This is a genomic window from Nocardia sp. bgisy134, from assembly GCF_057708325.1.
Genome location: NZ_JBYIRW010000023.1, coordinates 78586 through 92290 on the forward strand (window position 1 = coordinate 78586; position 13705 = coordinate 92290).

Here is a 13705-nt window from a genome sequence, read left to right on the forward strand (position 1 = left end):
TTACTTTTCGGTGATGACACGCACCCGGGTGCGTTCGGAGCGATGACCGATGACGCGCGCCCCGAATTTCCCAGCCCCCACCGCAATCACGCCACGTATCGGCTCATGGGCGCTGGGGCCAGCACCGTGCTTCTCGTTCTCGCGGTCCTCGCCGACGCGCTTGATGATGGTGCATGATCGAGGAGGTGATGATCACCACCGCGTTCTTGCAGCACGCCGGATCGGGTCCGATGCGGCACGAGGAGCCGCTGCTGGCCGAAGGTCTGGGGCGGCGCGGTATTCCCGTCCAGTGTCCGCAATCACCGCATACCACGGTTCCGGAAATGCGCCGAGGGCGTACGGCATCGACTTCGGCGTGCTGGCTACTGGCGAAACGGCACTGATCGAGGCCAATGACGGCTACGCACTCGGCGCGTACGACATAGCCGCCGACCTGTACACCGAGTTGGTGGTGCAGCGGTGGAGTGAGTTGCTGAGCCACGCAGGCTGATGAGATGCGACCACCGGTGCTGTCTCGAGCGGCACGCGGCTGCGGATCGTCCTATCCGGCCGCGACCTCAGCTGCCCACCGATAGTCGGCCTTGCCTGCGGGGGTGCGTTCGACCTCGTCCACCACGACGATCGAGCGCGGTATTTTGTATCCGGCCAGCGACTTTCGGCAGTGCTGCTGAACTTCGTCCAGTTCCAGCGGGGGCGCGTCCGGGTAGGTCGCGATGACGGCGGCGACCTTCTGGCCCATGCGCTCGTCGGGCACGGGGACCACGAGGGCGTCGGCGATCGACGGGTGGGCGTGCAGGGCGGCCTCGACCTCTTCGGCGAAGACCTTCTCGCCGCCGGTGTTGATGCACTGCGAACCGCGTCCGAGAAACACGATGGTGCCGTCGGCCTCGACGCGACCCATATCGCCGAGTACGGACATGCGCGTGCCGTCGGCGCGGGTGCGGAAGGTGCGGGCGGACTTCTCCTCGTCCTTGTAGTAGCCGAGCGGGACGTTGCCGACGCGGGCGATGTAGCCGATCTGGTCGCTGCCCGGCGGGATGTCGGCGAGGTCCTCGTCGACGAGCAGCATTGTCGGCGAGGGCGGCATGCGCAGATTGCCTTGTTCGTCGACGGTGAAGGCGCCGTCGTTGCCGGATTCCGAGGCCCCGAAGTTGTCCCGCAGCAGCAGATCCGGCTTGACCGCGAGCATGCGTTCGCGCACCCCGACCGACCAGATCGCGCCGCCCGAGGTGATCGAGAACAGCGAGCCGAAGTCGATCTCGCCCTTGCGGCGCTCCATCTCGTCGACCAGCGGCAGCCCCATGCCGTCGCCGACGATGAGGATAACCTGGAGTTTCTCCTGCTCGATCGCTTCGACGACGCGCCGCGAATCGAAGTCGCGCATCAGGACGACACGGGCGCCGAGGGTGAAGAAGGTGAACAGCGAGTACAGCGCGGCACCGTGCATCAGCGGCGCGGCGATCAGGAAGGACAGCTCCGGGAATTCTTTTGCAGCGCTGGCGATCTCGGCGAGGTCCTGGCGGGGACTGGCACCGTAGGGGTTGCCGCCGGAGAGGGGCTTGCGGAAGAAGTCGTCGTGCCGCCACATCACGCCCTTCGGATAGCCGGTGGTGCCACCCGTGTAGAGCACGTACAGCTCGTCTCCGGTGCGAGGCGCGAACTCCGCTGCGGGGGATAAGGTTTCGGCATCGGCGAACGGCACCACGGCGATCGAGCGCTCGGCCGCGGCGGAGCGCAATTCGCCGTCGATCTCGCCGACCACGATCACGGTCCGCAGCAACGGGCACGCCGCGAGGAGCCCTGCCAGCGTCCGCTGGTGCTCGGGCAGTTCGACGATCACGGCGACGGAGTCCGAATTGGTGAAGATGTACTCGAGCTCGGCGGGTGTGTACCGGTAGTTGACGTTGATCGGCACGGCGCGAATCTCGAGCAGGCCGAGCAGGGAGGTGACGTGCTCGACGCTGTTCTTCAGGAACAGCGACACGTGGTCCCCCGCGCCGATGCCCGCCCGCGACAGCAGCGCAGCCACCTTGTCGGCTTCGGTGCCGAGCTGAGCGTAGGTGATGTGCTCGCCCTCGTAGGTCAGCGCGATCCGGTCGGGGACGGCGGCCGCGACCGTCTCGAAGACATCGGCCAGATTGAACTGCAAATCCACTCCTCGTAGACCGTCGGCATGGCCCACGCGCACCCTATGAACGCGTTCTACTCCCACGTCGGCTGTGTCCTCGACCAGGCATGATCAACCGAGCTTCGGCGACACGAGTCGACGTGGGCAACTGTAGAACATGTTCTAAAAGTTGGGAAGCTTTCGAGCCGCTCGACAGGACGGCCGCCCCCGGGGCCGGGGGCGGCCGGGAACGCGGGTCAGTCTCTGGAGAACGCCGCCGCGAGCTCCCGCTCGACATCGATGTACGGGGTGCCCGAGGTATCGACGACGACCTTGGCGACGGCGCCGCCGGTGAACGGGTACGGCGCCGTGTACGCGCTCGATACCGACTGCCCGCCGTTGCGCCCCACGGCGATTCCGCCGCCCGCCAGTCCGAAGGTGCCCGGGTGGGTGCGCATTTCGGGCCGGGACGCGACGACGGCGTCATCGATGAACAGCGAGAGCTCCCCGAGCGGCGTGTGGCTGCCGTCGACGGTGCCGTTGCGCTCGTAACGGACGCCGAAGACGTGGCTGCCCAGCGGCACCGGATCAGGCGCGGACACCCGCTGCTCGTCTTCGCCCATGAAGTTGTAGATGTAGTGCAACCGGCCGTCCTGGACGAACAGGACGTGACCGCCGTGGCCCGCACCCTGCTTGAACAGCACGCCCTCGGCCGAAGGGGAGTGGATGGCGACTTCGGCCAGCACCGAATAGGACTGGCCGCGCATCTCGACACCCGCCCCGATGCCGACCTCGGCGGTGTCCGGGTAGTACGTGAAATTCGTCCGGTCCACCACCAGGTAGGGACGCCATCGCCCCAACATCTCCATGATGTTGAGATCGGCCAGCGGCAGCCCGTTGTACTTCGCGGCCTCGGAGAACCAGAGCGCCTTCAGTTCTTCCAGCTTCTCCGGGTTCTCTGCGGCCAGATCGCGGTTCTGGCTGCGGTCCCGCTCGATGTGGTAGAGCTCCCAGCGGTCCTGGTCGAAGTGGCTCCAGCCGGACGGGGTCGCGGCGTGCACGGTGTTGGCGAACCAGCCCTGATGCCAGATGCCCCTGGTGCCGAGCATTGTGTAGAACTGCGTGTCCTTGCCCGTCTCGGCCTTCGGATCGGTCAGTGCCGCCGCAAAACTCATGCCTTCCAGCGGCTGCTGTGGGATGCCCTTGACGGTGTCGGGCGGGGTAATGCCGAGCAGTTCGTAGACGGTCGGTGTCACGTCGCAGACGTTGATGTAGGTGTCGCACACCGTGCCATGGGCGCGAATTCCCTTGGGCCAGGAGACGATCGCGGGATCGGCGATGCCGCCCTCGTGCGAGGCGTAACGCTTGTAGAGCTTGTAGGGCGTGTTGAACGCCATCGCCCAGCCGATCGGATAGTGGTTGTAGGTCTGCGGGCCGCCGAGCTGGTCGTAGAACCGCATGCTCTCTTCGACGGTGTCGATGTAGCCGTTGAAGAACTTCACCTCGTTGACCGAGCCGTTGGGTCCGCCTTCGCCGCTCGCGCCGTTGTCGGAGATCACCACGACGATGGTGTTGTCCAACTGTCCCGACTCTTCGAGATAGTCGAGGATCCGTCCGATCTGATCGTCGGTGTAGCTCTGGAAACCGGCGAACACCTCGGCCATTCGGGCGAACAGCCGCCTCTCCTCCGTGTTCAGCGAGTCCCACGGGCGCACGGTGTCCAGCAGCGGCCACGGTTCGCCGCTGGGGCCTTTGGCGCTGAGATACGGGTTCACCGGAGACATTTCGGTGTCGGCCGGGACGATGCCCATCCGCTTCTGGTTCTCCAGCACGATGTCGCGGTACGCCTCGTAGCCCATGTCGAAGCGACCGGCGTAGCGGTCGGCCCACTCCGCGAACACGTGATGGGGTGCGTGGCCCGCTCCCGGGCAGACGTAGGAGAACCACGGCTTGTCGGGTGCGATGACCTTGGCGTCGCGGATGAACTCGATGGTCTTGTCCGCGATGTCCTTCGACAGGTGGTAGCCGTCCTCGGGGGTCGCGGGCGGCGCGGTGCTGTGGTTGTCGTAGACCAGCTCCGGGTACCACTGGTCGGTCTCGCCGCCCATGAATCCGTAGAAGCGTTCGAAGCCCCGGCTCAGCGGCCAATGTCGTTTGGTGGACGCCAGATTCGACTCCTCGAGCGGCGTCAGGTGCCACTTGCCGACGCAGTAGGTGTTCCAGCCCCGTTCGGCCAGCACCTCCGAGAGCAGTGCGGTCTCGAACGGAATCCGGCCGCTGCAATTCGGGAAGCCGTCGGTGAATTCCTCGATCGTCGCCATGCCGACGGAGGTGGCGTTGCGTCCGGTGAGCAATGACGCGCGCGTCGGCGAACAGAGCGCGGTCGTGTGGAACTGCGACAGCCGCACGCCGCGCTCGGCGATCCGCGTCATGTTCGGCATGTCGACCAGGCCGCCGAAGCAGTCCCAGGTGGCGATGCCGACGTCGTCCCAGACGATGTAGAGCACATTGGGCGCCCCCTCCGGCGCGGTCGGTGCCGCGAACGGGCCCCAATCCGGGGTGGAGTCGCGAATGTCCAGCTCGATCTTGCCCTTGAAATCGGTCGCCATCGCGCACCCCGATCGTGGTTGGGAGATTGCTGTCGACATGCTGGGTTGGAGAATAACTCGCGTGGCGCCGCGCCAGAGGCGGAAAAGCACCGACTCGATGAGGTATCGGCAACTATTCAGTTACGGACCTGTCGGCGGGGCGGCGCTCATTCGATCGGCGGCTGTGCCGCCCAGTCCTGACCCGGGTGCGCACGGTGCCTCCACCGCGCGCACCCGCGAGGGTCAGGCGCCGACGTAGTCCGCGAGGTGTTCGCCGGTGAGGGTGGAGCGGGTGGCGACGAGGTCGGCGGGCGTGCCCTCGAAGACGATCTTGCCGCCGTCGTGGCCTGCGCCGGGGCCGAGGTCGATGATCCAGTCGGCGTGCGCCATGACCGCCTGGTGGTGCTCGATGACGATGACCGACTTGCCGGAGTCGACGAGACGGTCGAGCAGGCCGAGCAGGTTCTCGACGTCGGCGAGATGCAGGCCGGTGGTCGGCTCGTCGAGAACGTAGACGCCGCCCTTGTCGGCCATGTGGGTGGCCAGCTTCAGCCGCTGCCGTTCGCCGCCCGAGAGGGTGGTGAGCGGCTGACCCAGGCTGAGGTAGCCGAGCCCGACGTCGGCGAGCCGGTCGAGGATGGCGTGTGCGGCCGGGATCCGCGCCTCGCCCGAGCCGAAGAACTCCTCGGCCTCGGTCACCGACATCGCGAGCACCTCGCTGATGTCGCGGCCGCCGAGGCGGTATTCCAGCACCGCGGGCTGGAACCGCTTGCCCTCGCAGTCCTCGCAGGGAGTCTCGACTCCCGCCATCATGCCCAGATCGGTGTAGATGACGCCCGCGCCGTTGCAGGTGGGACACGCCCCTTCGGAATTGGCGCTGAACAGCGCGGGCTTCACCCCGTTGGCCTTGGCGAACGCCTTGCGGATCGGTTCGAGCAGCCCGGTGTAGGTCGCCGGATTGCTGCGCCGCGAGCCGCGGATCGGCGCCTGATCGACCGACATCACGCCCTCGGACGCGGGGATGGATCCGTGGATCAGCGAGCTCTTGCCGGAACCGGCGACGCCGGTGACGACGACCAGCACGCCGAGCGGGATGTCGACGTCGACGTCCCGCAGATTGTTCGCGGTGGCGCCGCGGATGGCCAGCGTGCCGGTGTGCTCGCGCACCTCCTGCTTGAGCGACGCCCGGTCGTCGAGATGGCGGCCGGTGACGGTGTCGCTGGACCGCAGTCCCTCGAGGGTGCCCTCGTAGCAGATGGTGCCGCCCGCCGAACCGGCGCCGGGGCCGAGATCGACCACGTGGTCGGCGATCGCGATCGCCTCCGGCTTGTGCTCGACGACGAGCACGGTGTTGCCCTTGTCCCGCAGCCGCAGCAGCAGGTTGTTCATCCGCTGGATGTCGTGCGGATGCAGGCCGATGGTCGGCTCGTCGAAGACGTAGGTGACGTCGGTGAGCGACGAGCCGAGGTGCCGAATCATCTTGACGCGCTGCGCTTCTCCGCCCGACAGCGTGCCCGCGGGACGGTTCAGCGAGAGGTAGCCGAGCCCGATCTCCACGAACGAGTCGAGGGTGTGCCCGAGCGCTTCGAGCAGCGGCGCGACCGACGGCTCGTCCAGGCCGCGAACCCACTCGGCGAGATCGCGGATCTCCATCGCGCACGCGTCGGCGATATTGATGCCCGCGATCTTCGAGGCGCGTGCTCCCTCGGCGAGCCGGGTGCCGTCGCATTCGGGGCAGACGGCGAAGGTGACCGCTCGCTCCACGAACGCCCGGATGTGCGGCTGCATCGATTCGGGGTCCTTGGACAGGAAGGACTTCTGCACTTTGGGGATCAGCCCCTCGTAGGTGAGGTTGACGCCGTCGACCTTCACCTTGACCGGTTCCTTGTAGAGGAAGTCGCGCATCTCCTTCTTGGTGTACTTGCGGATCGGCTTGTCGGGGTCGACGAAGCCCGACTCGGCGTAGACCCGCACCGTCCAGAAGCTGTCGGACTTCCAGCCCGGGATGGTGAACGCGCCCTCCGCGAGCGACTTGGAGTCGTCGTAGAGCTGGGTGAGGTCGATGTCGGAGACCGTGCCCCGGCCTTCGCAGCGCGTGCACATGCCGCCGGTGCGGGTGAAGGTGACCTTCTCGGTCTTGGTCTTGCCCTCGCCGCGGTCGACCGTGAGGCCACCGCTGGCCCGGACCGAGGGGACATTGAAGGCGAACGCGCTGGGCGGGCCGATGTGCGGATCCCCGAGCCTGCTGAACAGGATGCGCAGCATCGCGTTGGCGTCGGTGGCGGTGCCGACGGTAGAGCGTGGGTCGCCGCCCATCCGCTGCTGGTCGACGGAGATCGCGGTGGTCAGCCCCTCGAGGACGTCGACCTCGGGCCGCGCCAACGTCGGCATGAAGCCCTGCACGAAGGCGCTGTAGGTCTCGTTGATCAGCCGCTGCGACTCCGCGGCGATCGTGCCGAACACCAGCGAGCTCTTGCCGGAGCCGGAGATGCCGGTGAACACCGTGAGCCTGCGCTTCGGGAGCTCGATGCTGACGTCCCTGAGGTTGTTCACGCGCGCGCCGTGCACGCGGATCAGATCGTGGCTGTCGGCGGCGGGCAGCGCGGGCGATGCGCCCTTCGCCGTGGCCTTTCTGGCGTTCTTCCTCGTGGCCGTGGTCATCGTTTCTCCCTCTGATGCGCGGGGCTGTGTCGCTGTCTGCGTCGACCGGGCTGTGCTCGATCCAAGCAGTTCCGGCGTCGGTTCGGTTTCGTTCAGTGCGCCCGGTCGCGTCGGAAGCGCGGCGCGGCACTCGCCGATGGTCGCCGCGGGCGGTGGCGACCATCGGCGGGCGCGGACTACTTCACGTTGCCGTTCGGGCAGCTCAGGGCCTGGATCTCCGGAAGGATCAGCCCACCTGCTGGATGCGGACCATGTTGCCCGCGGGGTCGCGGAAGGCGCAGTCGCGAACACCGTACGGCTGGTCGGTGGGCTCCTGGACGACCTCGGCGTCGGTGGCCTGCAGCCGCTCGAAAGTGCCGTCGACGTCTTTGGAGGCCAGAAGGATGCTGGCGTAGGTGCCCTTGGCCATCATCTCTTCGATGGCGCGGCGCTCGTCCTCGGTGATGCCGGGGGAGGCGGCGGGCGGGTACAGGACGACGGACGTGCCGGGCTGGTCGACGGGGCCGACCGTGATCCAGCGCATCCCGTTGTATCCGACGTCCTTGCGGACCTCGAAACCGAGGGCGTCGCGGTAGAACGCCAGGGCGGCGTCGGGGTCGTTCTGCGGAAGGAAGCTCGAGTGAATGGTGATGTCCATGCTGATCAGGCTAATTGCGTCCCGGTGGCCGGTGCTTCTCGATTCCTGACCGGTCTGGTGACCTGTTTCGCCACGCACGACGGGATCCCCTCCGTCGACTGTGCCGCCTCGCGCCGATAGACGCTGGGCGGCACACCGACCAACTCGGTGAAGCGCGTGCTGAAGGTGCCGAGCGACGAGCAGCCGACCGCGAAACAGACCTCGGTGACGCTGAGGTCGCCGCGCCGAAGCAGCGCCATGGCGCGCTCGATGCGTCGTGTCATCAGATAGGAGTACGGCGATTCGCCGTAGGCGAGCCGGAACTGGCGACTGAGGTGGCCCGCCGACATGTGCGCGTCGCGGGCGAGCGCCTCGACGTCCAGCGGCTGCGCGTACTCGCGGTCGATCCGGTCGCGGACGCGTCGCAATCGCGCGAGGTCGCGCAGGTCCGTGGCGGGTTTGCTGGTCACCTACGCGATGTTCCCATGTGGCACCGGCGCTGCCTAGAGCGGGCCGCGTCCCAGCGGCCCGCTCGGCGCGGTGATCGAGAAGGCGGCGTCACAGTCCGTAGTAGTCGCGGACCAGCCGCTCGTACACCCGGGCCGGGACCAGCCGCCGGGTCCAGAAGGACAGCCGGACGTCGTTGCCGCAGAGATAGGTCTGGCGCGGCCGCGATGCCTCGAGAATGGTCTGCACCTTCCTGGCGACCGCGGCGGCCGGTTGGCCGTCGGCCAGGTATCCGCTGACGCGCTCGAGCACCGCCCGCCGATCGGCGTCGTATTCCGGCAGCGGGTCCGCGACGCGCACGGCCGATTCGATGATCGGCGTCACCGTCCATCCCGGCGCCAGTACGGACACCGTGATGCCGAATCCGGCCGCCTCCATCCGCATGGCCTCGCCGATCCGTTCCACCGCGGCCTTGGTCGCGGAGTACCAGCCGCCGTACGGTTCGGCGATCGCGCCCGCGCCGGAGCTGACCACGATCGCCCGGCCGCCGCCCTGCGCGCGCATGATCGGCAGGACCGCGCGCAGCACGCGGTGGGTGCCGAGGACGTTGGCGTCGAACAGCGCGGCGGCTTCGTCCGGGTCGGTCTCCTCGACCGAGCCGACGACGCCGTACGCGGCGAAGGTGACCACGGCGTCGATGCGACCGTGCCGCGCGGCCATCTCCTTCACCCAGGCCCGCACTGCCTCGGTGTCGCGAACGTCCACCGTCGCGTGCGCCGGTCCCGGGACGAGGTCGCAGCCCTCGACGGTGTAGCCCGCCCGCGTCAGATGCTCCGTGGTCGCCGCGCCCATACCGTTGGCCGCGCCGGTGATCAGGACGACTCCGGTCACGCCGCACACACCTTCAGCACCCGGGGCAGCACCTCGAGGCGCGCGGATTCGACCAGCATGATCTCGCCGTCCAACTCCAGCGGGGCGGGCCGTTCGGGGCGCAGTTCGACGGTGGTGTCGCGGTGGCAGACCGCCAGCGGCGAGCCCGCGAACGCGCCGCGGTACAGCCCGGCGATCAGGCCGAGGATGCGCAGCCGTCCGGACGCGGCCCAGATGTTCACATCGAACCTGCCGTCGGTGCGAGTCACCGGAGTGTCGTAGTACATCCCGCCCGCGAAGTGCACGCTCTTGAGCACCCCGATATTGGTGATCGGCGCCGTGTGCACCCAGTCGGTGCCGCGCACCTCGAGCCGCAGGGGCCGGTGGGTGGCGATATTGCGCAGCGCGGTGGCGACGATGGCGGCCTCCACGTTCCGTGACTTGAGCCAGGCCAGCGCGCCGGTCGCGTGATTGAACGAATCATTGCCCGCCGCAACGAGTCCCATGCTCGCGTTGAGCAAGAAGTAGCGCACCACGCGAGTGCCGTCGGGCAGGAGCATCGTCGCCTTGCCGACGTCGACGGTCTCCGCGCCCGCCGCGTCGACCCGGACCGCGACGCCCGCGCTCGTCGACTCCGGGCGCAGCGGCTTGTGGAAGTCGTTGGAGCTGCCCAGCCCGATGGCGCCGAGCGCGATGTGCTCCGCGCCGCGGCGCGGCCGATCGGTCTCCGGATCCATGATCGCGTTGAGCACCAGATTGACCATGCCGTCGCCGCCCGCCGCCACGATCACCTCGGGCGCGCCCGCGTCCGGTGTTTCGATCTGGGCGCGCACCAGTTTCACGGCCTGGTCGGCATCGGCGGGCAGTTCGACCGTCATGCCGGGATGCCGCTCCCGTAGCGCGCGCTCCACCGGCTGCCAGCGTTGCAGGGCGGTCCCCGCGTTCGACTGCGGATTCAAGATGACGAGCATGACTTCTCCTCGATGCCCAGCCACTCGCGCAGCCGGGTCCACTCTCCCGTGGTGACCAGACCGGTCCGCGCACACTCCGGCGGCACAGCGGATTCCGTGGCGCCGAGCAGGAAGACCGGGATGCCCGCGCGGGCGGCGGGCGCGTCGTTGGCGGCGTCGTTGCCGATCATCACGCAGTCCGCCGCCGCGAGACCGAGCCGATCGAGCAGTTCGTGATAGAACTCGACCCGCGGCTTCGACCGTCGCATGGTCTCGCCGCTGGTGATGAACGTGAAGACGCCGGGATCGTGCCCGCCCCACCGCAATCGGCTGATTGCGGTGCTCGACGGCCACAGCGGGTTGGTCGCGACGACCTGCGTCACGCCCGCCGCGCGCAACTCGCGCACGGTCGACACCGCCTCCGGTAATGCCGGGAAGCAGCGGCGCAGCCGGACGAAATCGCGATCGGCCAGCCGCTGCAACCGCTTACCCACCAGCTCCGGTGCGATATCCAAGCGATCGGCGAGCAAGCCGACCATGAATTCGGTGTTGGTGCGGTCGGTTTCGTTGCGGCGCACCTCCGGCAGGACGCCGGAGAGCACGCGCAGGAACCGGTGCGGCGGCGTCAGGTCGCGGAAGGCCAACGCCGCCGTCAACGGCATCAGCGTCCGGAAACTGCGCTTGCGCAGACCGACCAGCGTGCCGTCCAGATCCCACAACACGGTGCGATGCGCCGCCGTCATTCCTGACTGTCCAGCACGGCTTGCAGGTCGTCGCGGGTCAACCCCAGCCCCGCGGCGAACTCGTCGATCCCGGGCCTGGCGGCGATCGCCCGCACGCCCGCGCGCTGCACCAGGTCCACGCCGTAGGCCGCACCCAGGTCGAAGACCGTCTTGGCCAGCGCCGCGGGGAACAGCCAGCGGCCGAGATCGCGCTGGAAGACCCGGGTCAACCGATAGGGCGCGGCGACGCGGGCGCCGAGCGCCGAGAGCGCCGTCGGTTCCCGCAGCGAGCTCATCCGCGCCGCCTCCGCGGCGGGCACCAGCAGCAGGTCCGACCACAACCGGCCGAAGCTGGCGCGCTTCTCGTCGGCCAGCGCGGTCATGTTGAACTCGGTGTAGGCCTTCTCGATCCGCGAGGTGTGCGTGGACCGGCTGCGCAGCAGCGCGTGGATGTCGGCGGTCTTGCGGGCGGTGTCGTAGCGGGTGAAGCGATTGATCCTCGGCCGCACCCGGTCGATCAGGGCGGCGAACGACGGGTTCGGCACCAGGCGGTCGGCCAGCGAAAGGGCGTGGTACATCAGGTTTTCGGTACCCGCCTTCGCGATCTCACCCGCGAGCAGGTCGTAGTCGAGATCGGTGGCGTGGCGGGCGAGGTTCCAGATGTCGCCGAGTTCGCGCACCCCGGTCTTGTAGTACGGCAGGTGCACGCCCAGGTGGTGCAGATTGTCCTCGTGCGCCATGGCCCACGCGGGCACGCCGTAGAAGTCGATGCGGCGCACCCGATCCCAGATCGCGCCGTAGTCGATGGTGTACGGGGTCAGCGGGGTGATCAGTCCCCAGTGGGTGCCGACGACCAGCGCGCCGTCGCGCGAGACGAACGAGGGCAGGTGGTGCGACCGCTCGGCCCGCACCTTCGGCGCTTTGCCGAGCAATTCCGAGGTGGCGAAAAGGCCCAGCTCCCGGTAGATCTCGATGGCTGTTTCGACCTGATCGAGCTCGATGAGGATGTCCAGATCGTTCATCCGCTTGTAGCGCGGGTCGTGGTAGATCTCGGTCGAGAAGAGCATCCCCTTGAGCACCACGCACCGCACGCCGCGTTCGTCGAAGCGGCGCAACAACTCCAGCGCCCCGGCCAAGCGCCGGTCGTTGACGGCGCCGATGCGGTCGGTGACGGCGGCGAAGTCCGTACGGACGGAGTCGGGCACGAGATCGTAGAGTTCCTCGGCCTCCAGCCTGCGCTGCACCAGCGGCACCGTCGCGTTGAGCTCGGCCAGCGCGAAGAATTCGGCCCAGTCGGTGACGTCGTGGGCCAGCTTCGCCGTCTCGGCGCGTTCGTCCACGGTGGGCGCCGCCAGCGACGCGTGCACCAGCAGCCGTTCGACCGCGGAACCGCCCGCGGCGATCTGGGTTCCGGTCATACCGCACCCTCCTGTTCTGGATGGAATCCGAAGCTCCTGGCGACGGTCGAGATCTGTTCGAGCGCGAAGTCGAGCTGGTCGCGGGTCAGCGTGGCCATCATCGACACCCGCAAGCGCTGCTGTTCCCGTGGCACCGCGGGGAATTCGACGCCGTTGACGAAGACGCCCGCGCGATGCAGCGCGGCCACCACCTCCGCGACGGCCAGCCGTTGCGGCACCAGGATCGGGATGATGGCGGTCTGCGGATCCACCGCGAAACCCATCCGGCGCAGTTCCCGCGCGAAATAGGCCGTGTTGTCGTGCAACTGGCGAACTCGCGCGGGGTGGGCGTCGATGAAGTCGATCGACGCGAGCACCGCCGCGACCACCGCGGGCGACAGCGAAGCGGAGAACATGTAGGAGCGAGCGAAGAAACGCAGCGTGTCGACGAGGTCTTTGGATCCGGCCACGAAGCCGCCGGTGGTCGCGAACACCTTCGAGAAGGTGCCCATGTACAGCTCCACCGAGCCGTCGCCCAGACCGAAATGCTCGGCGGTGCCGTGGCCGCGCGCGCCGAGCACGCCGGTGCCGTGCGCGTCGTCGATGGCCAGCCAGGCGCCGAACGAATCGCACAGCGCGCGGATCTCCGGCAGCGGTGCGATATCGCCGTCCATCGAGTAGACGCCCTCGACCGCGACCACGATGTTCGCGCCGGGATTCCGCCACCGAATCTGCATCAGGCGATGCCGCAGGTGCCGCAGATCGTTGTGCTGGAACGCCATCGACCTGACCCGGCCGAGCTGGATGCCGTCGTAGAGGCTGGCGTGGCTTTGCTCGTCGTAGAGCAGGGTGTCGCCGTTGCGCAGCAGGCCGGTCACCCAGCCGACGTTCGCCGCGTAGCCGGAGGAGAACACCATCGCCGACTCACAGCCTTTGGTCTCGGCGAGGCGCTCCTCGAGTCGCCGGTGCAGCGAGGTGGTGCCGTTGAGCAACGGCGGCCCGCCATGTCCGACGCCGAACTCCCTGGTCGCCGCGATCGCGGCCTCGATGATCTCCGGTTCGCTGCCGAGCCCGAGATAGTTGTTGGAGCCGAGCATGATCAGCTCGCGGGTCTCGCCGCCGTCGGGATCGCGCACCTGGACGACCGGACCGGCCGGACCGGTGATCTCGCGCAGCACGAAGCCGCTGCCCCTGGCATTCGTGACGTACGGCCGGAATTCCTCGAAGCGCTGTTCGAAGGTGTGCGCCGCGGGATCGAGATAGTGTTCGAGACTGAAATTCTCGCCGTGACCGGCGGATTCGCTCCGCACTCGACCCGTCGCGTGGTCGTCGGTCCTGACGGAATCC

11 protein-coding genes are annotated in these 13705 nt (G+C 68.2%); 1 reads left to right on the forward strand and 10 read right to left on the reverse strand.

Annotation, left to right across the window (positions count from 1 at the left end; genetic code table 11):
- Nucleotides 1-289 precede the first annotated feature (289 nt).
- A complete protein-coding gene (locus AC3ERS_RS31570) occupies nucleotides 290-490 on the forward strand; it encodes an ATP-grasp domain-containing protein (protein WP_431971783.1) in 201 nt (66 codons plus the stop codon).
- A 51-nt stretch (nucleotides 491-541) separates the two neighbouring features.
- Here the strand turns inward: AC3ERS_RS31570 and AC3ERS_RS31575 are convergent, their stop codons facing one another.
- The 10 genes from AC3ERS_RS31575 to AC3ERS_RS31620 all read right to left on the reverse strand — a co-directional run bounded on the left by AC3ERS_RS31575 (nucleotide 542) and on the right by AC3ERS_RS31620 (nucleotide 13668).
- The gene (locus AC3ERS_RS31575) at nucleotides 542-2149 is read right to left on the reverse strand and encodes an AMP-binding protein (RefSeq protein ID WP_431971784.1); all 1608 of its coding nucleotides are present in this window, start codon (nucleotides 2147-2149) and stop codon (nucleotides 542-544) included.
- Between the two features lie 215 nt (nucleotides 2150-2364).
- A complete protein-coding gene (locus AC3ERS_RS31580; protein ID WP_431971785.1) occupies nucleotides 2365-4716 on the reverse strand; it encodes an arylsulfatase in 2352 nt (783 codons plus the stop codon).
- A 222-nt stretch (nucleotides 4717-4938) separates the two neighbouring features.
- Nucleotides 4939-7356, reverse strand: a complete 2418-nt coding sequence (locus AC3ERS_RS31585) for an ATP-binding cassette domain-containing protein (protein ID WP_431971786.1) — start codon at nucleotides 7354-7356, stop codon at nucleotides 4939-4941.
- Nucleotides 7357-7582: 226 nt separating this feature from the next.
- On the reverse strand, nucleotides 7583-7993 hold the full coding sequence (locus AC3ERS_RS31590) for a VOC family protein (protein WP_431971787.1): 411 nt from the start codon (nucleotides 7991-7993) through the stop codon (nucleotides 7583-7585).
- 5 nt (nucleotides 7994-7998) lie between these two features.
- A complete protein-coding gene (locus tag AC3ERS_RS31595; RefSeq protein WP_431971788.1) occupies nucleotides 7999-8442 on the reverse strand; it encodes a helix-turn-helix transcriptional regulator in 444 nt (147 codons plus the stop codon).
- Between the two features lie 88 nt (nucleotides 8443-8530).
- Nucleotides 8531-9310, reverse strand: a complete 780-nt coding sequence (locus AC3ERS_RS31600; RefSeq protein WP_431971789.1) for an SDR family NAD(P)-dependent oxidoreductase — start codon at nucleotides 9308-9310, stop codon at nucleotides 8531-8533.
- On the reverse strand, nucleotides 9307-10260 hold the full coding sequence (locus AC3ERS_RS31605; protein ID WP_431971790.1) for a diacylglycerol/lipid kinase family protein: 954 nt from the start codon (nucleotides 10258-10260) through the stop codon (nucleotides 9307-9309). The genes AC3ERS_RS31600 and AC3ERS_RS31605 overlap by 4 nt, the downstream gene beginning before the upstream one ends.
- On the reverse strand, nucleotides 10245-10982 hold the full coding sequence (locus AC3ERS_RS31610) for an HAD family hydrolase (RefSeq protein WP_431971791.1): 738 nt from the start codon (nucleotides 10980-10982) through the stop codon (nucleotides 10245-10247). The genes AC3ERS_RS31605 and AC3ERS_RS31610 overlap by 16 nt, the downstream gene beginning before the upstream one ends.
- The gene (locus AC3ERS_RS31615; RefSeq protein ID WP_431971792.1) at nucleotides 10979-12379 is read right to left on the reverse strand and encodes a nucleotidyltransferase domain-containing protein; all 1401 of its coding nucleotides are present in this window, start codon (nucleotides 12377-12379) and stop codon (nucleotides 10979-10981) included. Before AC3ERS_RS31615 ends, AC3ERS_RS31610 begins: the two co-directional genes overlap by 4 nt.
- Nucleotides 12376-13668, reverse strand: coding sequence for an aminotransferase class I/II-fold pyridoxal phosphate-dependent enzyme (locus AC3ERS_RS31620; protein ID WP_431971793.1), 1293 nt, complete (start codon nucleotides 13666-13668; stop codon nucleotides 12376-12378). Before AC3ERS_RS31620 ends, AC3ERS_RS31615 begins: the two co-directional genes overlap by 4 nt.
- Nucleotides 13669-13705: the final 37 nt, after the last annotated feature.

What these genes read in the sequence shown, in the direction of transcription:
- AC3ERS_RS31585 (WP_431971786.1), bottom strand. Translation starts at nt 7,356, where the DNA reads ATGACCACGGCCACGAGGAAGAACGCCAGAAAGGCCACGGCGAAGGGC.
- AC3ERS_RS31590 (WP_431971787.1), bottom strand. Translation starts at nt 7,993, where the DNA reads ATGGACATCACCATTCACTCGAGCTTCCTTCCGCAGAACGACCCCGAC.
- AC3ERS_RS31610 (WP_431971791.1), bottom strand. Translation starts at nt 10,982, where the DNA reads ATGACGGCGGCGCATCGCACCGTGTTGTGGGATCTGGACGGCACGCTG.
- AC3ERS_RS31605 (WP_431971790.1), bottom strand. Translation starts at nt 10,260, where the DNA reads ATGCTCGTCATCTTGAATCCGCAGTCGAACGCGGGGACCGCCCTGCAA.
- AC3ERS_RS31615 (WP_431971792.1), bottom strand. Translation starts at nt 12,379, where the DNA reads ATGACCGGAACCCAGATCGCCGCGGGCGGTTCCGCGGTCGAACGGCTG.
- AC3ERS_RS31580 (WP_431971785.1), bottom strand. Translation starts at nt 4,716, where the DNA reads ATGGCGACCGATTTCAAGGGCAAGATCGAGCTGGACATTCGCGACTCC.